Raw genomic sequence first — 21555 nt, 5'->3', positions numbered from 1 at the left:
AGCGGAGAGCGCGGTGGAACAGGTGCGGCAGCCCCAACACGTCGCCATCATCATGGATGGCAATGGACGCTGGGCGAAGGCGCGTGGCCTGCCGCGCACGCTTGGGCATCGACGCGGCGTCGAGGCCGTGCGCGAGGCCGTGCGTGCGGCGCGCGAATTCGGTGTGCGCTATCTCACGCTCTTCGCTTTCTCGTCCGAAAACTGGAAGCGGCCGGTCGAAGAGGTCGGCGAGCTTCTGCGTCTTCTCAAAGTCTTCATCCGGCGCGATCTTGCCGACCTGCACCGGGAGGGCGTTCGCGTTCGCGTTATTGGCGAGCGACAAAGCTTGCCGCGCGACATTCGCGGACTTTTGGAAGAAGCTGAAAGTCTAACGGTTGGCAATGATCGCAACACACTGATCATTGCTTTCAACTACGGCGCGCGAGACGAGATGGCTCGCGCGATGAAGCGGATCGGCTCCAAAATCCAGTCTGGCGAACTTTCGCTCGATGCGATCTCGCCAACGCTCGTGGACGAGCATCTGGACACCGCTGGCATTCCCGACCCAGACCTGATCATTCGCACGAGCGGCGAATTGCGCTTGAGCAATTTCCTTCTCTGGCAGGCTGCCTATTCCGAATTCGCCTTCCTGCCGTGCCTTTGGCCCGATTTCGACCGAGCTGCTTTCCGTGCCGCCCTTGACGACTACACGATGCGCGACCGCCGATTCGGCGGCTTGTCGCATGAAATTGCATCCTGACGAATGGGACTTGGTCTCGGACGCCTCGCCGCAACGCAATCTTGGACGGACCTCCGGTCGCGTTTGATCTCGGCGATCGTGCTGGGAATCACCGTCCTGCTTCTGACGTTCATGGGAGGCGTCGCGTTTCGCCTCCTCTGCTGCGCAGCCTCCGTCATAGTCTTCGATGAGTGGTCGCGAATGACGCGGGCCAAGCGGGCTGGGGATATCTATATCTTCGCCCGCCGCTCCCTGTATGTGAGCTTGGCGCTTTTCTTCTTCGGGCTTCATGGCTGGTCATTGACGGTCCTTCTGGGGTCCACCGCGTTTATCGGGATCGTGGATCAAGGGGAGCGCAAGGCCAATTGGGTCATGGGAGGCCTCGTCTACGGCGGAGCCGCAGGCATGGCACCGGGCATTCTGCGAGACAGCGGCCCGGAAGGATTGGCCGCGCTCGGGCTTGTCATCTGCGTCGTATGGGCGACCGATATTTTTGCCTATTTTACAGGGCGCACCTTCGGCGGCCCCAAACTCATGCCCATGGTTTCACCGAAAAAGACCATGTCCGGGGCGCTGGGCGGTCTGTTGGCCGGAACACTTTTCGGGTTGGGCTTCGAATATTGGCTCACCGACGATATCAGTCTGAAAGTCGCTGTCCTGTGCGCCGTTCTTTCCATCGTTGGGCAGGCGGGCGACCTTTATGAATCCTGGATCAAGCGCCGCTTCGGCGTGAAGGATTCCGGGCGTTTGATCCCGGGGCATGGCGGCCTCATGGATCGGATCGACGCCCTGATCATTTCGACGGGCGTCCTGCTTCTGGTCGGCATCCTGGGCTCCGGATTGGCGCATCCAGCTCGCGCGGTCTTCGATTTCTGACATAAAAATGAGAATGTTGGGCGAACATCGCTAACCGGCGGGTGCTATGTCCGTCGCCTGACGAGATGAACAAAGGGCATGGACATGGATCTCGCGAGTTTGCCTGACGCCATCTGGAACATGGCGCTGATCAAGATCGTGCCTTTCCTTTTCGTGCTGACGGTCATCGTCTTCTTTCACGAACTCGGCCATTACTTGATCGGCCGCTGGTCCGGCATCAAGATTATGGCCTTCTCGATCGGGTTCGGTCCGGAGCTTGTCGGCGTGACGGATCGCCATGGGACGAGATGGAAGCTTTGTGCCATTCCTCTCGGTGGCTACGTCAAGTTTTTCGGAGATGAGAACGCGGCCAGTATGCCGAGTGACGCCGCCCTGCGCGAAGCGTCGGCCGAAGACCGGGCCCGTGCGTTTCAGAGCGCCAGCGTGGGAAAGCGCGCCGCAACGGTTGCGGCCGGTCCCATCGCGAACTTCATACTCGCCATCGCGATCTTCGCAGCTACTGCTTACGCAAGTGGCATCGTCGTCGGCGATCCGATCGTATCGGAAGTGCGCCCGAACTCGCCGGCGGCCGTCGCGGGCATCCAGCCAGGGGATCGGGTAACATCAGCCGACGGGGAGCGCATCCGTTACTTCAGCGACCTTCAGCGCTACGTCTCGACGAGGGCAGGCGAACCCATTCAGCTTGGCCTGGAACGAGGGGGCGCGAACAAGACGGTCAGTGTCACGCCGGATCTTCAGACCCAAACCGATGGATTTGGCAACAGCTACCAGGTCGCCGTTATCGGGATCGTTGCCAATAGCGAGCAGGCGGCGTTTCGCCATGAGAACCTCAGCCCGGTTGAAGCCCTCAATTACGGTGTTTCACAGACATGGTTCGTGATCGAGAGGACGGTCGCGTTTATTGGTGGGATTTTCCGTGGCGCCGAGAAAGCTGACCAGATCGGCGGACCGATCAAGATTGCCCAGGTTTCCAGCCAGGTTGCTACACTGGGCTTCGCGCCCTTGCTGAACCTCGCCGCCCTTCTTTCGATCTCCATCGGCCTTCTGAATCTGCTCCCCATTCCCATGCTGGATGGTGGACATCTCCTGTTTTATGCGTTCGAGGCAGCGCGTGGAAAACCCCTGAGCGAGCGCGTCCAGGAATTCGGTTTCCGGATTGGCCTCGCGCTCGTGATGCTCCTTATGGTATTCGCTTTCTGGAACGATCTTTCGGGGCGAACTTGAAGATCGATCGGCGACTTGGAGAGGGTTAGTCGACTATTCACCATCACGATCGTCCACGTGGCGGTCGTGCAACTCTTTTCCGTTTCATAAAGAGAATCGGATCAGTTTGGTTGAATGCGTCTGCAAAGCCGATACAAACACACGGCCTGCCGACGTATCGGTTTCGGCGTTGTCGGCGACATAAAAAGGGTACGAGGCCAATGGCGGCTGGTTCGAAGCTTCTGAGCGCACTGTCTGCAGCAGCTCTTTCGTCTACCGTGCTCACTGCGTCAGCCGTCACTATGGGGCTTGTGACCCTGTCTGAAGCTGAAGCGGCGACCGTGAATCGCATCGAAGTGCGTGGCAATCAGCGCGTCGATGCTGATACGGTCCGCAATCTGATCGACATAAAGCCTGGCCGGAATGCGAGCGACGCGGATGTCGATGCGGCCGTGACGAAGCTGTTCTCGACCGGCTTGTTCTCCGATGTGCGCGCCCGTCAACAGGGTGGGGTGCTGATCGTCGATGTGTCCGAGAATCAGATCGTCGGCGACGTCATTTTCCAAGGCAACGACAAGATCAAGAACGAGCAGCTTGTCGCTACGGTACAGACGGCGACTCGCGCGCCCTACAACGCGGCAACGGCGCAGGCTGATGTCGAGGCGATCAAGGCTGCCTATGTCCGGATCGGTCGGTCCGACGCGACGGTTTCCGTGCGCACGGCTCCAGCCGAGGGCAATCGGGTCAACGTTGTTTTCGACATCCAAGAAGGTGACCGCACCCGGATCGGCGGGATCAACTTCGTTGGGAACAACGCCTTCGGTGATTCCCGCCTGAAGGAAGTCATCGCCCTTCGTGAATCTGGTCTTTTCAGCTTCCTTCAGCGCAACGATATTTATGCGGAAGATCGTCTGCGCGCCGACGAGGAGGCGCTGCGTCGCTTCTATTTCAACCGCGGCTTCGCCGATTTCCGGATCGTTTCATCGGTTGCCGAGCTGGAGCCGACGCAGAACAAGTACTTCATCACGATCACTGTGGATGAAGGTGAGCGCTACACTTACGGGACGGTGAATATCGACTCGACCGTTCCGGGTATCGACGCTCAGGCGCTTCAGTCTCAATTGAAGACCAAGCCGGGCGACACCTATAGCGCCGAGAAGGTCGAAGAAACGCTTGTCGATCTGACGAACGCCGTTGCCAATCAGGGATACGCATTCGCGCAGGTGACGCCGCGCGGCAATCGCGATTTCGCCAATAATACGATTTCGATCGACTACGTGATCGACCAAGGCCCGAGGGCCTATGTCGAGCGTATCGAAATTCGTGGCAACACGAAGACCCGCGACTACGTCATCCGTCGCGAGTTCGACGTGTCCGAAGGTGACGCGTTCAACCAGGTTCTGGTCCAGCGCGCCAAGAAGCGTCTGGAAGCTCTTCGTTTCTTCAAGACGGTCAATGTCTCCACGGCCCCGGGAAGCCAGCCGGATCGCGTAGTCCTGGTGGTTCAGGTCGACGAGCAGTCCACCGGTGAGTTCTCGGTCGGCGGTGGCTACACGACGAGCGGCGAGAATTCCGGTCCCGTCGCTGAAGTCGGCATCACCGAGCGCAACTTCCTCGGTCGCGGTCAGTTCGTGAAGGTGTCGGCCGGTTTCGGCGAGAACACGCGCAACTACAACCTCTCGTTCACCGAGCCCTATTTCTTGGGTCGCCGCCTCGCAGCCGGCTTCGATCTGTATCGCACCGAGAACTCGTCTTCGAGCGCCTACGACATCAAGCGGACGGGTGGAACGCTACGTATCGCCGCTCCGATCACGGAGAACCTCACGGCGCAGATTGCGTACAACTACAAGGAAGAGACATTCGGGGACAACAGGGGTCTGACGACGAACCCGTTCACCGGTTTCCCCTACGCCTTCGTCAATGGCCAGGCTCTCGCCAGCACGTGCGGCGATCCGACCATTGGTGGTCGTCTGCCGGGACTGAGCGCGCCTCTCTACACGCTCTCGCCGATCATCAACAAGGCGATCTGCGACAGCCCCTATTCGACCTCGTCGGTGTCCTACGCGCTGACCTACAATACGCTGGACAACCAGCGCGACCCGCGCAACGGCGTGTTCGCGCAGGTCGGGCAGGAAGTGGCGGGTCTCGGCGGCGATGCGCGGTTCATCCGTACGACGGGTCGCGCCTCCTACTTCAGCCTTCTCTCCGAAGAATATGATGTCATCGGTCAGTTGAGCGGTGGCGCGGGCAATGTCAGCGCTATCGGGGACGATCTGCGCGTCTTCGACAACTTCTTCAAGGGTCAGGACATCGTTCGCGGCTTCAAGTACCAGGGCATCGGTCCGCGTCAGAATGGCGTCGCGATTGGTGGCACAAATTATGCCAATGCCTCGGCTGAAATGACGTTCCCGCTGCCGCTGATCTCGCGCGACCTCGGCTTCCGTGGTGCGGCCTTTGCCGATGCCGGCTCTCTCTGGGGCCTGGACAATACGGACGGGCAGCTCGGAATTCAGGGCGAGGAATTCGCGCTGCGCGCATCGGCCGGTGTCGGCCTGATCTGGGCGTCGCCGTTCGGTCCTCTCCGCGTCAACTACGCGGTGCCGTTGGCTAAGGAGAACTACGACAAGGTGCAGGAATTCTCCTTCGGTTTCTCGTCGCGGTTCTAACGGCGAGGGTTTCGCGTCTCAAATGATTGAACGCTCCTTTTTTCAGCGCGGCGAGGGATATACCCTCGCCGCGCTGGCCTCTTTATGTGGCGGTGAACTCTTAAATAGCGCCATAGCCGATCGGCGTGTGACGGGCGTTGCGGCTTTGAAAGAGGCCGGACCCGACGACGTCGCGCTGTATGAGAATCCCAGCTACTCACCGGATCTCGCAGTCTCTCGCGCGGGTCTGATCGTTACGTCCAAGCGCCACGCCGCCTCTATTCCCGAGCATTTCCCGGTGTTGGTCGCCCGGCACCCGCAAACGGCGTTCGGTCAGATCGGGCGGTCTTTATTTCCGACCGCGACGAAACCTGCATCACTCCTGACCGCTGGCGAGATCTCGTCCTTGGCGTCGGTCCATCCGTCGGCATTCCTTGAGCCTGGCGTGACCATCGAACCTTTCGCAATAGTCGGCGCGAGAGCTCACATTGGAACGGGAACGGTTCTTGCCTCGGGCGTGGTGATCGGCGAGGGCTGTCAGATCGGGCGGTATAGCTATATCGGTCCACATGTATCCGTCCAGCACGCCCTGATCGGCAACTCCGTGGTCCTCCACCCTGGTGTGCGGATCGGGCAGGACGGCTTCGGTTATGTTCCGGGACCGGCCGGGCTTGAAAAGGTCGTACAGATCGGTCGGGTCATCATTCAGGATGGCGTCGAGATTGGTGCCAACACGACGATCGATCGTGGGGCCGTGCGTGATACGGTCATTGGTGAAAACACGAAAATCGACAATCTTGTGCAGATCGCACACAACGTCACAATCGGTCGAAACTGCGTGATCGTCGGCCAGGTCGGCGTCGCGGGAAGCGTGACGATCGGAAACGGCGTGGCTATCGGCGGCCAGTCCGGCGTCAACGGCCATGTCACAATCGGCGATGGAGCCCAGATCGCAGCCGTCAGCGTTGTGGCAGGCGATGTGCCCGCCGGTGCGCGATGGGGCGGGACACCGGCCCGGCCTGTGCGCGACTGGATTCGCGAAATGGCGCAGTTGAAAAAATTGGGAAAGACGGCTCGGAGAGATGAACGTGACGATGGGTGAGACGCCGGCTGCCTTGGACAGCGCCGATATCCTCAAGCTGATGCAGCTTTTGCCGCATCGCTATCCGTTTCTCTTGGTGGACCGTATTGTTGAAATTGATGCCGATCGCCGAGCTGTCGGTATCAAGAACGTAACGGCGAACGAGCCGCATTTTCAGGGGCATTTCCCTCATTACCCCGTCATGCCAGGCGTTCTGATCATTGAGGGTATGGCGCAGACGGCCGGAGCCATTTGCCAGCTCGCGACGGGTGGAACGGCCAGCTCGATCGTCTATTTCATGACGATCGATAACGCCAAGTTCCGCAAGCCTGTGGTGCCTGGAGACCGTCTCGAATACCACGTCACGCAGTCGAAGAAGCGCGGAAATATTTGGAAATTCGATTGCGTCGCTCTGGTCGATGGCGCCAAGGTTGCCGAGGCGACCATCAGCGCCATGCTGGTGCCGGAAGGTTCGAACTAGACGATGGCACATGAGACGTTCATTCATCCGACGGCGGTTGTCGAAGATGGCGCAACCATCGGTGTCGGATGCTCGATCGGACCGTTTTGCCATATCGGGCCGAATGTCGTTCTGGGCGCCGGTTCGACGCTGCGTTCCCATGTCGTGATCGCCGGGCATACGCAAATCGGTGATGGTGCGAAAATTTATCCTTTCGCTTCCATCGGGCATGACCCCCAACATTTAAAGTATCAGGGTGAGGAGACCCGGCTCGTCATCGGCGCGAATTGCCTGATTCGCGAACATGTGACATTGAATCCTGGCACGGTCCAAGGGCGCTCGGAAACGACGGTCGGAGACAATTGCGCATTCTTCACGGGTTCGCATGTCGCGCATGACTGCGTCGTTGGATCGAACGTGACGTTGATCAACCACGTCATGCTCGCGGGCCATTGCGTCGTGGGCGATTACGCGACCATCGCCGGCGGATCGGGTATCCATCAGTTCACGCGAGTGGGCCATCACGCCTATGTCGGCGGGCTGGCGGCCGTGGAGGGTGACGTCATTCCCTTCGGCATGGTTCTCGGCAACCGAGCCTATCTGTCGGGGCTGAATGTCATCGGCATGAAACGGGCCGGGTTTGGTCGCGAGGCGATCCGAAACGTGCGTAAGGCCTACCGTATGCTGTTCTCGGACGATCTGACCTTCCGCGAAAACATGGAGGAGGTCGAGGCGGAATATCCCGACGACCCGTTGGTTCAGGATCTTCTTGGGTTCATCAAATCGGGGGGAGATCGGGCCTTGTGCTTTCCTCGCAGCACACGACCGGCTTGACCACACTCCGTGGCTTGCGCCCCAGCCAGCCTCTCGAGCGACTTGGAATCGTCGCCGGCGGCGGCATGCTTCCTCTGCTGATCGCGCAGGAGGCGAAGGATCTGGGTTGGCAGCCCTTCATTGTCGCCATAGCGGATGGACGCCAACGGAGCTGGGAGGGGTGGGATCACATCTCTCTGCCGTGGAGCCGCACGGGGAATGTGTTCGATCACCTTCGCCGAAGGAATGTGAGCAAGATCGTTTTCTCCGGCACGATCTCGGTTCGTCCGGATTATCGCTCGATGTTGCCAAGCTGGCCGACGCTCAAGATGCTACCCGAGCTCTTTCGGATGACCCAAGGCGGAGACGACAGTCTGCTCCGCGCCGTCGCGCAGGTTTTTGAACGACGCGGAGTGGAGGTGCTGAGCGTTCAGACCATCATGCCGAATCTGCTTCTTCCGCTCGGAAACTTGACCAATGTGGCGGTTGTGGCCAATCACGAAGCCGCCATCGACCGGGCCGAAATCGCTGCCGTTCGTCTCGGCCTTCTCGATATCGGTCAGGCCGTGGTTGCCTCGCAAGATCGCATCATCGCGCTTGAGGGAATCGAGGGTACACGGGAACTGCTGCTTCGCGTCGCGGATTTGCGAAGTCGGAAGCGGATCGGCCGTGGGGAGGCTTGCGTCCTGTTCAAAGCCTTCAAGCCGCAGCAGGATATGCGCTTCGACCTCCCCAGTATCGGCGTCGAAACCATCGCTCAGGCCGATGCGGCGGGCATTGCCGGCATCGCCATGACTGCCAAACGATCGCTGGTCATTGAGCCACAGAAGGTAGCGGACGCTGCGCAGGCCGCTGGCCTCTTCGTTCTGGGGGTGCGAGACATGGAAGACGGTCGGCTATGAAGATAGCCTTCGTGCTCGGCGAGGAATCGGCTGACCGCATCGGAAGCGAGGTGGCGCGGGCCTTGCGCACGCAATTGGGCCCATCGCTGCAACTCGTGGGGCTGGGCGGTAAAGCTCTCGAGAAGGAAGGTCTCGAAAGCCTTTTCGATGTCGAGGAACTTTCGATCATCGGTGTCGGCGCCATCCTGGCTCGCCTGCCGCGACTTCTATTCCGGCTTCGACAGACGGTCGAGTTCCTTGTGGCGGAGAAGCCAGATGCGATCATCACGATCGACAGCTTCACGTTCACCAATCGCGTCGCCCTCAGAGTTCGACAGCGTTGGCCAGAGGCCACCATCGTCAACGTCGTGCCGCCGGCGATCTGGGCCTACAAGCCGGGCCGGGCGCAGGCCCTCGGCCAAGCTGTCGATCATGTTGCAAGCTTATTTCCCTTCGAGCCGCGTTATCTCGCCGAACACGGTGGTCCGCCGGCGACCTATGTCGGCCATCCGCTTCTCGACCATCCCGGCCTGGACGCGATCCTGGAGCGCGAACGCTTCTCAGGGATGCGCCCGCCCTCCGAGCCAGCGCATCTCCTGATCCTGCCAGGCTCGAGGCGCGGCGAGATTCATCGTCTGATGGATGATTTCGGGCGGACCTACCAGCTACTCCATGAGCGGATGCCCGGTCTGCGCGCGAGTCTTCCGGTTGTGCCGCGGGTCAGAAATCTGATCGAGCAACGGCTCAAGACTTGGCCTGTCCGCCCCGAGCTCCTCGAGGGCAACGAGGCGAAATGGGCTGCTTTCGGGACAGCTGACGCGGCTTTGGCGGCCAGCGGTACCGTATCGCTCGAACTCGCCTTGGCAGGCGTGCCTATGGTCCTGGCGTATAGGCTGGACCCCGTGTCTTATCTGCTGCGCCATCTCGTCACCGGCTGGACGGCGGCATTACCGAATTTCTTGGCGGGCCACCCGCTGGTGCCCGAACATTTTCATGAGTTCGTTCGTCCGGAAGCGCTCGCCCGACGGCTGGAACGGCTGATGAAGCCAACGCCTGAGCGGGCTGCACAACTCGATGGTCTGAGGCAAATTCGCGAGCTGATAAGGGTCGAACATCCGCCCGCCCAGACCATCGCTGATCTTATTGTTCGCGAGATCGAAACCCGCAAGACCGGCAAAAAAACAGGCGCCTGAAAAAAAACAGGCGCCTGAAGCGCCTGTTTCCATATTTGATACTTCGATCAGCGATCGCCGACCGAGAGGTAGTCGCGCTGGGGCGCACCCGTGTAGAGCTGACGCGGGCGGCCGATGCGCTGATGCGGATCCTCGATCATTTCCTTCCACTGCGCGATCCAGCCGACCGTGCGCGCAACAGCGAACAGGACGGTGAACATCGTGGTCGGGAAGCCGAGCGCTTTGAGCGTGATGCCCGAATAGAAATCGACGTTCGGGTAGAGCTTCTTCTCGATGAAATACTCGTCATGCAACGCGATATGCTCGAGTTCCATGGCGACTTCGAGCAGCGGATCATCCTTGATGCCGAGTTCGTTCAGAACTTCGTGGCACGTCTGCTGCATGATCTTGGCGCGCGGATCGTAATTCTTGTAGACCCGGTGACCGAAACCCATGAGGCGGAACGGATCGTTCTTGTCCTTCGCGCGAGCGATGAACTCGGGAATGCGATCCTTGGAGCCGATCTCCGCCAGCATGTTGAGCGCGGCTTCGTTGGCGCCGCCGTGAGCGGGCCCCCAAAGGCAGGCGATGCCAGCTGCGATGCAGGCGAACGGATTGGCACCCGACGAGCCCGCGAGGCGAACCGTCGAGGTCGATGCGTTCTGCTCGTGGTCGGCGTGCAGGATGAAGATGCGATCCATCGCTTTCGCGAGAACCGGGTTGATCTGATACGGCTCGCAGGGAACCGCGAAGCACATGTGAAGGAAGTTTTCCGCGTAGGACAGATCGTTGCGCGGATAAACGAACGGCTGGCCGATATGGTACTTGTAGGCCATGGCGGCGAGCGTCGGGGTCTTCGCGATCATGCGGATCGACGCGACCATCCGCTGATGCGGATCGGTGATGTCGGTCGAGTCGTGATAGAAGGCGGAGAGAGCGCCAACCGAACCGACCATGACGGCCATCGGATGCGCGTCGCGGCGGAAGCCCGTGTAGAAGCGGGACATCTGCTCGTGCACCATGGTGTGGCGCGTCACGTGGTAGACGAAGTCGGCTCGCTCGCTCGCGGTCGGCAGTTCGCCGTAGAGAAGGAGATAGCAAGTCTCCAGGAAGTCACCGCGTTCCGCGAGCTGATCGATCGGATAGCCGCGATGCAGAAGCACGCCTTCGTCACCATCAATGTAGGTGATCTTCGACTCGCAGGACGCCGTCGAAGTGAAGCCCGGATCGTAAGTGAACAGGCCCGTGTTTTTATAGAGGGACGCGATGTCGACCACATCGGGTCCGATGGTTCCTGATCGGAGCGTCAGCTCCGCGCTCTTGTCTCCAAGGGCCAGTTTCGCCGATTGATTCATGCGTTACCCCTTCTGCACGAGCTCGGGCGCCCATGGCCGCTCCTGCGGCGAACGCCAGCTTCGTGCGAATGCGTATCGGAAAGGTGGTTAAGGAACAAGTTTCTGGCGGGAAGCATTTTTGCGGCGCAACACCCGCTCCAGCTCGACGTCGAACGTCCACGCCTTCGAAGAGGCCTCGCGAAGACGAACGATTCAGTTCGTCCTCGCGTCAAAAGCGGTTTGAAAGAGGAGCTTCGGCGTTCATCTCTTTCAGAGGCAGGCCTTTAGCGCCCTGTTATAATCGCCTTACGCCGACATCTGGTCCTGAAGTCGTCCGAGCGTTTCCTCACGCCCGAGGACGGCCAGGACGTCATACACGCCCGGGGATGTGGAACGGCCCGTGAGGGCGGCGCGGAGGGGCTGGGCGATCTTTCCAAGTTTCAGTCCCGACGATTCGGCAAATCCTTTGATCGCGACTTCCAACGGGCCAGCGGACCAGTCGGTCACCTCATTCAAGACAGGCACGAGATCACGCAGAATGTCGCGCCCGCCATTGGCAAGAATGTCGGCTGCCTTCTCATCCAGCGAAAGCGGGCGCTGGGCAAAGAGGTAGGCCGAACTTTCGGTCAGCTCCACCAGCGTCTTGGCTCGCTCCTTCAGCCCGGCCATGGCCGCGCCGAGCCGCGCGCGAACGGTCGCATCGTCCTGCTGACGCAGAATATCGCCATTCGGCAGATGGTCGCGTTCCACCATCAATGTCTCGACGAGATCATCGTCCGACGAGCCACGAATCCAATGGCCGTTGATCGCATCCAGCTTGGCGAAATCAAAGCGAGCGGCGCCCTTGTTGATGTCGGCCGTATCGAACCACGAGATCATGTTCTCGATCGACATGACCTCATCGTCGCCATGGCTCCAGCCGAGGCGCACGAGATAATTGAGAAGCGCTTTCGGCAGGTAGCCCATCCCGCGATAGGCATCGACACCCAAGGCGCCGTGCCGCTTCGAGAGCTTGGCGCCGTCCGCACCATGAATGAGCGGGATATGCGCCATGACGGGCACGTCCCAGCCCATCGCCTGATAGATCAAGGTCTGACGTCCGGCATTCGTCAGGTGATCGTCGCCTCGAATGATGTGCGTCACACCCATATCGTGATCATCGACGACGACGGCGTGCATATAGGTGGGCGTACCGTCCGAGCGGAGCAGGATGAAATCATCCAGATCCTTGTTCGGAAAACGAACGTCTCCCTGAACCACATCGCGAACCAAGGTCTCGCCCTCTTGCGGCGCCTTGATGCGGATCACAGGAGCAACGCCGGCAGGGGCTTCCGAGGGGTCGCGGTCGCGCCAGCGGCCATCGTAGCGCGGTGGGCGCTTTTCAGCTTTCGCCTTCTCGCGCATTTCATCGAGCTCGGCCGGGGAAGCGTAACAATAATAAGCCTTGCCAGCGGCGACCAGTTCTTCCGCCACCTCGCGATGCCGGGCAGCGCGAGCAAACTGCGACACAGGCTCACCATCGGCTTTCAGGCCGAGCCAGTCGAGACCTTCGATGATCGCCTGAACCGCCGCGTCAGTGGAGCGTTCGCGGTCCGTATCCTCGATCCGCAGCAGCATCGTGCCGCCCATGCGCCGGGCATAGAGCCAGTTGAACAGGGCCGTTCTCGCGCCGCCGATGTGAAGGAAGCCTGTCGGCGAGGGGGCGAAACGTGTCACCACGCGGTCGGTCATTCGTCTGCCTTTGAAAGCGGGGCGCGACCTCGCCGCAGGCCCCGGTTGGGATGCGCCTGTCCGGACAGACCGGGCTGCGCTTTCGTGCTCCGGTGTGTAACATACGCCTAGAAGGACTCAAGGCGGAGCGCCCGTGCCGGCTTCAACGCCTGATGCACCGATGCCATCGACATCGGATCTGCGGATCGACAAGCCGGGTGGGCGCTCCGAGCAAAGATGGGGGCGCAGCCGCAATTCTTTGTTGCGCCTGAAAGCCTGGCTGGCCGATCAAATCCAGATCGAGCAAGAGCAGCGCTCGTCTTTCGCGTTCCTTCCGATCGGGACCATGCTGGCGATTGGTTTGATCTATGGATGCGGCTGGCGCCCCTTTGTCTGGCTCGCGCCCGCCCATCTTGCGCTGTGCTGGCTTGCTTCAAGGTTCTTCGAGGCTAAGCCTTTCATGCGGTCGCTGCTTCTCCTGCCTCTTGGCTTCGGTTTGGGTCTGGGTGCGGGATGGGTGGAACTGACCACGACACAAACGGTCATGTTGTCCGGGAATGCCACGACACGCATCATCGGCGTGGTGACTCTGCGGGAACAGAACGATCGCGGGCGCTATCGATACACGATCGATGTCGAGCGAACGGAGCGGCCGACCCTCTCGCGTCCGCCGCAACGCGTTCGCGTTCTCGTGTCGAGCCGACACGAGCCCTTGCCCATCGGGGCCCGCTACGCCGGGCTCGTGCGGCTAAGTCCGCCAGCAGGGCCAGCCTTTCCCGGCGCTTATGATTTTGCCTTCACGCCGTTTTTCGATGGTACGAGTGCGTTCGGCTATTCCTTGGGCCCTCCCAAGGTCTCCGAAGAGGAGGAGGTGGTACCCAGCGGCCTGATGGGCCAAGTCGCAAGCCTTCGTCTTGCGATCGGCGAACGCATTCGAACTGTTCTACCTGGCGAACGAGGAGCCGTCGCGGCGGCCTTGATCAATGGCGAACGGGCCGGCATTCCCAAGGATATCGAAGATGCGCTGCGTGCGACGGGTCTTGCCCATGTCCTCTCGATTTCCGGGTTCCACATGGCACTAGTCGCGGGCATGACCATGGTCGTTGTGCGAGGCGCGGCTGCCGCTTTTCCGGCCATCGCCCTTCGATGGCAGACGAGGAAGATCGGCGCGGTCCTGGCCTTGGGGGTCACCGGCTTTTACTTCCTACTAGCTGGAGACAATGCCGCCACCGAACGCTCCTTCATCATGATCGCCATCATGCTGGGCGCGGTTCTGGTGGATCGACCTGCACTGACAATCCGCAACGTCGGTATGGCAGCGATGGCGGTGATGTTGATCTCTCCGCACGCCTTGATGACCGCTACGTTCCAAATGTCCTTCGCAGCAACCGCCGCTCTGGTGGGTGCATACGGCGCATACTCTCGCTGGTCGAACCAGTCCGACGGTAAGGCAGGCGATCACGCTCGCTTTCGAACACTCGCACTTTTGCTTCTCGGCGCGTTTCTGTCATCCCTGATCGCGGGTGCGGCGACCGCACCCTATGCCGTCTATCACTTTCAGCGGGCCGCTCCATTCGGCCTCGTGGCCAATGTTCTGGCGACGCCGATCTTTTCGTTCTGGATCATGCCGCTCGCTCTGGCTTCGGTCTGCCTGATGCCCTTTGGTTGGGAGAGCCTAGCGCTGCATCCCATCGGTTGGGGGCTGGACGTCGTATTCTGGCTGGCGAAACGCCTGGCTGAAGAATTACCGGACTACGCCGTGGGCCAGATCGGCCTCGCAAGCCTTCTCAGCCTCACTATGGCTTTGCTCGTCCTGTCATTTTGCCAGAGCGCGATGCGCTGGCTCTTCATTTTGCCATTGACGCTCGGCTGGGTCTCGATCCCATCGACCAATCGACCCGAGCTTCTGATTGCGGAGGATGCTCGAGATATCGCGGTGATCGGCCAGGATGGATCGACTATCGATTTGCGCAAGCGGCCCAATCGCTTCACTCACGATCAGTGGCAACGCGCGTTTCAACTTCGGTTGCCACAGTCTCGTACCCCTCGGAAGCAGTTCGAGTGTTCTGGCGATATCTGCCGTGCGACATCGCGGTCGGGCCTCCGCATCGCATGGAGCGACAAGCTGGAACGTATGGGAGAGCTTTGCGACAGTGCCGACATCGCCGTGATGGCGCGAGCGCCTCGAATGACGTCGTGCCGTTCCGGCGCGAAGCTCGTCACGCTTCGCACTCTCCGGCAGACCGGCGCTCTTTTGCTTCCCTCCGTAAAGGGAACGCAGTGGGCCCTTCAACCCTCGATCGCTCAGCCCTTCAACGAATGGAACGTGCATCGATCGGCCCCATGGCCGGAGAGCGAAAGGCGAAACCAGCGCTCCGAGCCCGGGCAGGTCGGGTCACCTCATCGTTCTAGTGATAGCGCCGAATGAGCCCGACAAGACGCCCTTGAACCTTGACCCGGCCCGCTTCCAAAATCCGCGTCTCATAGGCAGGGTTGGCGGCTTCCAGTTCCACGACGGAGCCTCGCCGACGAAAGCGCTTGAGCGTCGCCTCTTCGTCGTCGATCAGAGCCACGACGATCTCGCCCGCTGTCGCCGTCTCCGAACGCTGGATCAGAACCGTGTCTCCGTCCAGAATGCCGGCATCGACCATCGAATCGCCTTTGACGTCCAAGGCGTAATGTTCACCGGCGCCGAACATCTCGACCGGGAGGGCGATGGAACGGCTGTTCTGTTGAATCGCCGAAATCGGAACGCCCGCCGCAATCCGTCCCATGACCGGCACGGGCATCGAATCATTGGCCGGTTCCCCTCTCGCCACGACCGGCTCGATTTCGGCACGCTTCGGAAGAGGGATGACTTGCCGCGAGATCGGCGCATCGGACGCCGTCGGCACCGCCAAACTGCTACTCGAATCCTTTCCACTCAAGGAGTCCGGCAGGCGCAGGACTTCCAAAGCCCGAGCCCGATTGGGGAGACGCCGGATAAAGCCCCGTTCCTCCAAGGCGGTGATGAGACGATGGATTCCTGATTTGGATTTCAGATCCAGGGCCTCCTTCATCTCGTCGAAGGAGGGAGGAATTCCGACCGATTGCAAACGGTCATGAATGAAGAGAAGCAATTCATGCTGCTTGCGGGTCAACATCGCGCGAATCCGGACAAAACAAAACCTGAACAAACCCTATCTGTTCTGTTTGTGTTCTGCAAGGAACTCCATCACGCCAATCGAACGAACTCGCAGGTTTCTCCCGGCTGACCGGCGGCGGCATGAGGGGGACGAACCAAGAGGGCATCGGCGGTCGCGAAGACGCTCAGAAGCGAGGAGTCTTGCCGAGCAAGCGGCATGAGGACCGTTCGTCCGTCGTCGTCTTGTTGGATCGTTGCGCGCATGAAGTCCGCCCGATGGTCATTCTCGGAAACGGCCGCACCGAGTGTTCCGGTTTCGTATCGGGGGCGAGACGGGCGCCCGGCGAGACGTTCTACGAGCGGCCGGAGAAACAATTCCGCCGTTACGAGGCTCGACGCCGGGTTGCCGGGCAGGCCCAGGAATCGCATCGCCTCATGGCGACCTGCCATCAGGGGTTTTCCCGGTCGCATGGCGACCTTCCAGAAATCCAGTTCGACACCGCACTCCCGCAGGACCGGCGCAACAAGATCATGCTCACCGACCGAAGCTCCGCCGATGGTCACGAAAACGTCGATTCCCTCGGCTCTGGCATTCTCGAAAACCTGTCGCAAGGCCGCTCGATCGTCGGGGACGATGCCATAGGAGATGGCGTCGCCACCCGCCGCTTCCACGATCGCTGCGATACCGAAACCGTTTGACGCGACGATCTGCGAGGGACCAGGGCGCGTACCAGGCCAGACCAGTTCGCTGCCCGTCATGACGATCGCGATCCCGGGGCGAGCGCGCACGGGCACAAAATCGTATCCGGCGCTTGCCGCGAGAGCGATGGAAGCAGGGCTCAAAACGACCCCATCCGCTAGAACGGGCTTACCTGCTTGGAAGTCATTGCCGGCAGGGCGGATATGGCGTCCCGGCTGCACAGGCTCCAGCACGATGACAGTCGATGGGTCGGGACGTTCTGTGTTTTCCTGGATCACGACGGCATCTGCCCCTGCGGGTACAGGAGCACCGGTAAAGATCCGTACGGCCTGATTTGCCGAGACCGTCCCCTCGAAGGCCGCGCCGGCAGCCGCTTCGCCAATAACGCGAAGTTCCGTTGCCGCAGAGCGCAGATCGTCGGCACGAACGGCGTATCCATCCATGGCGGAGGCATCGAAGGCCGGTTGCGTCAGCCGAGCCACGAGATCGCCCGCCAGACGCCGACCGGCCAGAGCGTCGAGCCCGACCTGCTCGATACGCCGAACGGGTTCGGCGTCCGTCAGCAACCTCGCCAAAGCCTCTTCGACTGGAAGGAGGCTCACTCGGCGCTCCACGCACCCGATCGGCCGCCGGCTTTTTCCAACAACCGGATAGCGCTAATGGTCATGCTGCGATCCACCGCCTTCGCCATATCGTAGATCGTGAGGCAAGCCACCGAAACGGCTGTCAACGCCTCCATCTCGATTCCGGTCTTGCCACTCACGCGGCAAGTCGCGGTGACGCGAATGCCGGGAAGGGCCGGTTCGAACTCCAGTTCGACCGAAACCTTCTCCAACATCAGAGGATGGCAAAGAGGGATCAGATCATGAGTTTTCTTCGCGCCCATGATTCCGGCGATACGCGCGATCGCCGTGACATCGCCCTTCTTGAGGCTGCCTTCTCGAATCAGATCGAGCGTTTCGGCCTTCATCAGCACGAGCCCTTCGGCGCGAGCCGTTCGGATCGTTTCAGCCTTCTCGCCGACATCGACCATATGGGCCGAGCCATCGGCGGCGAGATGCGTCAGGGATGTTTCGCTCATGCGAGATGAGCCTGTCCGCCAAACAGCAAACTGCGTGTCGCCGCCTCGACATCGTCCTGCCGCATCAGGCTCTCGCCCACGAGGAAGGTCCGAATGCCGGACGCGGCCAGCCGAACGCAGTCCTCATGACCATTGATCGCGCTTTCACCGACGACGATCCGGTCAGCGGGAACGATGCGCGCCAGTCGCTCGCTCGTCCCGATATCGGTTTCGAAGGTTCGCAGATTGCGATTGTTGACGCCAAACAGAGAAGATTGAAGCTTGAGCGCCCGTTCGGCCTCTGCCTCGTCATGCACTTCCAGCAACACATCGAGACCGAGTTCGATCGCGGCGCACTCCAGTTCGTTGGCCAGCGCATCGTCCACGGCGGCGAGTATGATCAGAATAGCGTCCGCTCCCCAAGCGCGAGCCTGCGCCACCTGATAGGTGTCGAACAGAAAGTCCTTGCGAAGCGCGGGCAGGGCGGTCGCCCCTCGTGCCGCCGTCAGATATTCCGGGGCACCCTGAAAGGACGGAGCGTCGGTCAAAACACTGAGACACGCGGCGCCCGCGCGCTCATACGCCTGCGCGATCGATACCGGCTCGAAATCAGGTCGGATGAGCCCCTTGGACGGGCTCGCCTTTTTCACTTCCGCGATCAGCGCGAACTGACCGAGCGAATGCTTGCGCCGCAGCGCATCGGCAAAGCCCCGAGTCGGCGGCAGGTCACGAATGACGCTTTCAAGAGCGGACAGAGACATCTCGCGCTTCGCGTCGGCGATTTCTTCGCGCTTGTAGGTTTCGATCTTTTCGAGAATGTCGGTCACGACGGTCTTCTCCCGATCTCTTGTGATGTTGTCACGAGCCGGGCCAGCGCTTCAGCCGCTCGTCCTTCGGCGAGTGAGGCTTTCGCCATTGCGACCCCCTGGTCCAGACTTGACGCCTTATCGGCGACGATCAGAGCACCGGCAGCATTGAGCAGCACGATGTCCCGATAGGCGCTGGGCTCGTTGGCCAGAACACGGCGAAGTGCTTCGGCATTATGTGCCGCATCACCGCCGATGAGGTCCGAGGTGGGATGGAGCGCGAGCCCCGCCTCTTCGGGCGTCAGTTCCCATTCGCGGATCGAGCCATGTTCCAGACTGGCGACATGCGTGCGACCGCACACCGTCATCTCATCCAGACCCTCCCCGTGGACGACCCAGGCTTTCTCGGCCCCCAACGCGTTCAAGGCCTCCGCAAGAGGGCGAACCCATTCACGGGAATAGACCCCCAACAGGAGCCTCTTAACGCCGGCCGGATTCGCCAGAGGACCTAGCAGGTTGAAGATCGTACGGGTTCCGAGTTCCACACGGCTGGGGCCCACAAAGCGCATAGCCGCATGATGCGTCGGCGCAAACATGAAGCCCAAGCCGGCGGTCGAAATGACCTCTCCGATCTGATCCGGCGAGAGATCGACATTGACGCCCAGCGCCGCCAGCACATCCGCCGAACCCGACCTCGAGGACAGCGCCCGGTTGCCATGTTTGGCGACCGTCAGGCCGCAACCTGCAACGACGAAGGCCGCACAGGTCGAGACATTGTAGGTTCCCGCTTGATCGCCACCCGTCCCCACGATGTCGATCGCATCGCCAGGGGCCTCCACCGGGAGCATGTTGGCGCGCATGACGTCCACCGCGCCGGCGATCTCGTCCACGACCTCGCCACGCACCCGCAGCGCCATCAGGAAACCACCGATCTGCGAGGGCGTCGCTTCGCCCGACATCAAGATCGAGAAGGCCTCCCGCGCTTCCGCCCGGTTGAGCGCCTCACCGGCTGCGACCTTGGTCAGAAGCGGCTTCATTCCTGCGCTCATCGAACGCTCGCCTTCGCCTGCTGGATCACGGCCTGGTTATAGGTCACATCGACCCCGCTCTGGAGCGAGGCAATGTAGCTTTGTTCAAGATCGCCCCGAAGCGCTTGGCTCAATCCGGTCTTCGTGGTCTGCGCGACGGAGGCCGCGGGGTCAGCCGGCGGCGCCACTTCGGACACCTGGAGAACCAGAACTTGCCCAGAATCCTTCGCAGGTGTGGAGGCAACGAGCCCCTGCGGCCCGGAGAAGGCTGCGCGCATCCCCGCTTCGCCCAGAACGGGGAGGGCGGACTGCCGCGTCACGGCCGAGGCCGTCTGAAGAGACAGTCCTTCGACTTCCGCCATGTCGGCGAAGGACTGGCCCTTGCGAACGCGCTCGGCCAGAGACTGGCCGCGATCGACCGCCATCTGGACCGCCTCGTCCTGCTTCCAGTCCGCTGTTACGCGAGCGCGAACTTCATCCAGCGGACGCTCGCGCGAAGGGATGACTTCGCCTGGTGCCAGAAAGACGTAGCTGTTTCCATCGAAATTGACCGGCGGAATATCGTTGCCTTCGTCACCCGTGAAGACAGCACCCAAGACTTGCTGGGAGCCAGGGATCGTTTCGACCTTCGTGCCGTCCTGCGTCACCCCTTCCCGCGATACGGGCGGCACCGACACCACCTTCAAGCCCGCCTGCTCGGCGGCCTCAGCGAGCGGAGCACCGCTCTGCAGAGAATCCGACATCGTGTTGTAGGCGCTTGTGATACGCGCATTGGTCGCATCGCGGGCGAGACTCTGGCGGATGTCCGCTCTGACATCATCCAGCGGACGCACGACCTCCGGCTCGACCGCCGTGACGTTCAGAATCACGGGTCCGAACGGACCCTCCACGACCCCGGTCGGGACACCCACCTGAGCGCCGAAGGCGGCATCCGCGAGCGTCGCGTTGCCGAGAGCCGCGCGATCGATCGTTCCGAGATCGGCCACTTCGCGCCCTGCCTGCTTGGCGGCATCGGCTAGGGAACGGCCGGATGCGATCGCTTGCGCAGCGGCGTCGGCAGTTGCGCGGTCGGGGAAAACGACCTGCTGAACGGCGCGGCGCTCGGGAGTCGTGAACTGGGCGCGGTTGGCCTCGTAGTAGCGCGCGATCTCCTCGTCCGTCACCTTGTCCGTCTCAGCCATGGTGGCCGGCGTCAGAGCCACATAGGAGAACCCTCGATATTCGGGCGCGCGATACGTGTCCTGATGCTCGGTGTAATAGGTGCTGAGATCATCGTCCGATGGATCGGACACGCTGTCAGCGGGCTGGGGCTGGAGAACCGCATATTGAACGGTGCGCCGCTCTCCATTGTAGATCCCCAAGGCATCGACAAAGGCGTTGGGGATCACGACGTCGTCCGCCACGGCGCCGAGCAATTGCCCTCGCACCGCCGAGCGCCTGAGATCCGTGAGATAAGCGGCTTCGCTGAGACCGGCATTTGCCAACACCGCCCGCATGGTGTCACGCGAAAAGCGGCCGCTTGCGTCTTGAAAGGCTTTCTCGCGCTGAATCAGCGTGATCAATCCCTCATCGGAAACGGCGATGCCATCGTGCTCGGCTTTCAGATCGACCAACGCGCCGGCTCGCAATTGCGCCAGAACGGTCTGGTCAACGCCGAACATTTCGGCTTGTTCGGACGTCGGGCGACGCTGCAGCTGCTGTGCGAGGCGATTGAGCCCCTGCTGATAGGCCTGCTGGTATTCCACCACCGAAACCCGGACGTCACCGGCTTGCAGAACGGTCGATCCCGAGCCGTGGGATCGCAGCCCATCCGCGATACCCCACACCACGAAGCTGACGGCGAGGCCACCCAGCAAAAGTTTGGCGACCCAACCCGAGGCACCGCGACGCATCTGGTTCAGCATCCGCTGCGAACTCCCGATCTTCCTAGTCTCATCGATGTCC

Annotated in this window: 18 protein-coding genes; 10 read left to right on the top strand and 8 right to left on the bottom strand. The window is 61.2% G+C overall.

Annotation, left to right across the window (positions count from 1 at the left end):
* Positions 1-52 precede the first annotated feature (52 nt).
* The 9 genes from NS365_RS00870 to lpxB all read left to right on the top strand — a co-directional run bounded on the left by NS365_RS00870 (position 53) and on the right by lpxB (position 9870).
* Positions 53-739: an isoprenyl transferase gene (locus NS365_RS00870; protein WP_058598464.1), complete on the top strand. Its 687-nt coding sequence runs from the start codon at positions 53-55 to the stop codon at positions 737-739.
* Between the two features lie 3 nt (positions 740-742).
* Entirely contained in the window at positions 743-1594 is an 852-nt protein-coding gene (locus tag NS365_RS00865) for a phosphatidate cytidylyltransferase (RefSeq protein ID WP_058598379.1), read from the top strand.
* 84 nt (positions 1595-1678) lie between these two features.
* Positions 1679-2818 (top strand): RIP metalloprotease RseP, encoded by a 1140-nt coding sequence (rseP, locus tag NS365_RS00860; RefSeq protein ID WP_193753357.1) that lies wholly within the window; start codon positions 1679-1681, stop codon positions 2816-2818.
* A 200-nt stretch (positions 2819-3018) separates the two neighbouring features.
* A complete protein-coding gene (gene bamA / locus NS365_RS00855; RefSeq protein ID WP_058598377.1) occupies positions 3019-5463 on the top strand; it encodes an outer membrane protein assembly factor BamA in 2445 nt (814 codons plus the stop codon).
* A 22-nt stretch (positions 5464-5485) separates the two neighbouring features.
* Positions 5486-6544: a UDP-3-O-(3-hydroxymyristoyl)glucosamine N-acyltransferase gene (lpxD, locus tag NS365_RS00850; protein WP_058598376.1), complete on the top strand. Its 1059-nt coding sequence runs from the start codon at positions 5486-5488 to the stop codon at positions 6542-6544.
* Positions 6537-7004 carry a 3-hydroxyacyl-ACP dehydratase FabZ gene (gene fabZ, locus NS365_RS00845; protein ID WP_058598463.1) on the top strand — a complete coding sequence of 156 codons (468 nt, stop codon included), beginning with the start codon at positions 6537-6539 and terminating at the stop codon, positions 7002-7004. The genes lpxD and fabZ overlap by 8 nt, the downstream gene beginning before the upstream one ends.
* Before the next feature lie 3 nt (positions 7005-7007).
* The gene (gene lpxA, locus NS365_RS00840) at positions 7008-7817 is read left to right on the top strand and encodes an acyl-ACP--UDP-N-acetylglucosamine O-acyltransferase (RefSeq protein WP_058598375.1); all 810 of its coding nucleotides are present in this window, start codon (positions 7008-7010) and stop codon (positions 7815-7817) included.
* The gene (locus NS365_RS00835; RefSeq protein ID WP_244496449.1) at positions 7814-8698 is read left to right on the top strand and encodes an LpxI family protein; all 885 of its coding nucleotides are present in this window, start codon (positions 7814-7816) and stop codon (positions 8696-8698) included. The genes lpxA and NS365_RS00835 overlap by 4 nt, the downstream gene beginning before the upstream one ends.
* Positions 8695-9870 (top strand): lipid-A-disaccharide synthase, encoded by a 1176-nt coding sequence (lpxB, locus tag NS365_RS00830; protein WP_058598374.1) that lies wholly within the window; start codon positions 8695-8697, stop codon positions 9868-9870. Before NS365_RS00835 ends, lpxB begins: the two co-directional genes overlap by 4 nt.
* 47 nt (positions 9871-9917) lie before the next feature.
* Here lpxB and gltA read toward each other — a convergent pair whose 3' ends face one another.
* Complete coding sequence (gene gltA / locus NS365_RS00825) at positions 9918-11204, bottom strand: citrate synthase (protein WP_058598373.1); 1287 nt, start codon at positions 11202-11204, stop codon at positions 9918-9920.
* A 285-nt stretch (positions 11205-11489) separates the two neighbouring features.
* Complete coding sequence (gltX, locus tag NS365_RS00820; RefSeq protein ID WP_058598372.1) at positions 11490-12914, bottom strand: glutamate--tRNA ligase; 1425 nt, start codon at positions 12912-12914, stop codon at positions 11490-11492.
* A 133-nt stretch (positions 12915-13047) separates the two neighbouring features.
* On the opposite strand from gltX, the gene NS365_RS00815 reads away from it, so the two are divergent.
* Positions 13048-15321: a ComEC/Rec2 family competence protein gene (locus NS365_RS00815; RefSeq protein WP_153003591.1), complete on the top strand. Its 2274-nt coding sequence runs from the start codon at positions 13048-13050 to the stop codon at positions 15319-15321.
* On the opposite strand, the gene lexA is transcribed toward NS365_RS00815, so the two are convergent.
* The 6 genes from lexA to NS365_RS00785 all read right to left on the bottom strand — a co-directional run bounded on the left by lexA (position 15302) and on the right by NS365_RS00785 (position 21503).
* Complete coding sequence (lexA, locus tag NS365_RS00810) at positions 15302-16036, bottom strand: transcriptional repressor LexA (RefSeq protein WP_058598370.1); 735 nt, start codon at positions 16034-16036, stop codon at positions 15302-15304. The two genes, NS365_RS00815 and lexA, sit on opposite strands and share 20 nt — an antisense overlap.
* Before the next feature lie 71 nt (positions 16037-16107).
* A complete protein-coding gene (locus tag NS365_RS00805) occupies positions 16108-17319 on the bottom strand; it encodes a molybdopterin molybdotransferase MoeA (protein ID WP_058598369.1) in 1212 nt (403 codons plus the stop codon).
* A complete protein-coding gene (gene moaC / locus NS365_RS00800) occupies positions 17316-17798 on the bottom strand; it encodes a cyclic pyranopterin monophosphate synthase MoaC (RefSeq protein ID WP_058598368.1) in 483 nt (160 codons plus the stop codon). Before moaC ends, NS365_RS00805 begins: the two co-directional genes overlap by 4 nt.
* Positions 17795-18604: an indole-3-glycerol phosphate synthase TrpC gene (gene trpC / locus NS365_RS00795; RefSeq protein WP_058598367.1), complete on the bottom strand. Its 810-nt coding sequence runs from the start codon at positions 18602-18604 to the stop codon at positions 17795-17797. Before trpC ends, moaC begins: the two co-directional genes overlap by 4 nt.
* The gene (gene trpD / locus NS365_RS00790) at positions 18601-19632 is read right to left on the bottom strand and encodes an anthranilate phosphoribosyltransferase (protein WP_058598366.1); all 1032 of its coding nucleotides are present in this window, start codon (positions 19630-19632) and stop codon (positions 18601-18603) included. Before trpD ends, trpC begins: the two co-directional genes overlap by 4 nt.
* Positions 19629-21503, bottom strand: a complete 1875-nt coding sequence (locus NS365_RS00785) for a peptidyl-prolyl cis-trans isomerase (RefSeq protein ID WP_193753352.1) — start codon at positions 21501-21503, stop codon at positions 19629-19631. The genes trpD and NS365_RS00785 overlap by 4 nt, the downstream gene beginning before the upstream one ends.
* Positions 21504-21555 lie beyond the last annotated feature (52 nt).

The organism is Aureimonas ureilytica, assembly GCF_001475935.1.
GTDB classification, from domain to species: domain Bacteria; phylum Pseudomonadota; class Alphaproteobacteria; order Rhizobiales; family Rhizobiaceae; genus Aureimonas; species Aureimonas ureilytica_A.
This window is presented reverse-complemented; position numbering and strand designations above follow the sequence as displayed.

Bases quoted from the DNA above. Each gene is read 5' to 3' on its own strand.
- NS365_RS00870 (WP_058598464.1), top strand. From the start codon at position 53: ATGGATGGCAATGGACGCTGGGCGAAGGCGCGTGGCCTGCCGCGCACG.
- NS365_RS00865 (WP_058598379.1), top strand. From the start codon at position 743: ATGGGACTTGGTCTCGGACGCCTCGCCGCAACGCAATCTTGGACGGAC.
- rseP (WP_193753357.1), top strand. From the start codon at position 1,679: ATGGATCTCGCGAGTTTGCCTGACGCCATCTGGAACATGGCGCTGATC.
- bamA (WP_058598377.1), top strand. From the start codon at position 3,019: ATGGCGGCTGGTTCGAAGCTTCTGAGCGCACTGTCTGCAGCAGCTCTT.
- lpxD (WP_058598376.1), top strand. From the start codon at position 5,486: ATGATTGAACGCTCCTTTTTTCAGCGCGGCGAGGGATATACCCTCGCC.
- fabZ (WP_058598463.1), top strand. From the start codon at position 6,537: ATGGGTGAGACGCCGGCTGCCTTGGACAGCGCCGATATCCTCAAGCTG.
- lpxA (WP_058598375.1), top strand. From the start codon at position 7,008: ATGGCACATGAGACGTTCATTCATCCGACGGCGGTTGTCGAAGATGGC.
- lpxB (WP_058598374.1), top strand. From the start codon at position 8,695: ATGAAGATAGCCTTCGTGCTCGGCGAGGAATCGGCTGACCGCATCGGA.
- gltA (WP_058598373.1), bottom strand. From the start codon at position 11,204: ATGAATCAATCGGCGAAACTGGCCCTTGGAGACAAGAGCGCGGAGCTG.
- gltX (WP_058598372.1), bottom strand. From the start codon at position 12,914: ATGACCGACCGCGTGGTGACACGTTTCGCCCCCTCGCCGACAGGCTTC.
- lexA (WP_058598370.1), bottom strand. From the start codon at position 16,036: ATGTTGACCCGCAAGCAGCATGAATTGCTTCTCTTCATTCATGACCGT.
- moaC (WP_058598368.1), bottom strand. From the start codon at position 17,798: ATGAGCGAAACATCCCTGACGCATCTCGCCGCCGATGGCTCGGCCCAT.
- trpD (WP_058598366.1), bottom strand. From the start codon at position 19,632: ATGAGCGCAGGAATGAAGCCGCTTCTGACCAAGGTCGCAGCCGGTGAG.
- NS365_RS00785 (WP_193753352.1), bottom strand. From the start codon at position 21,503: ATGCGTCGCGGTGCCTCGGGTTGGGTCGCCAAACTTTTGCTGGGTGGC.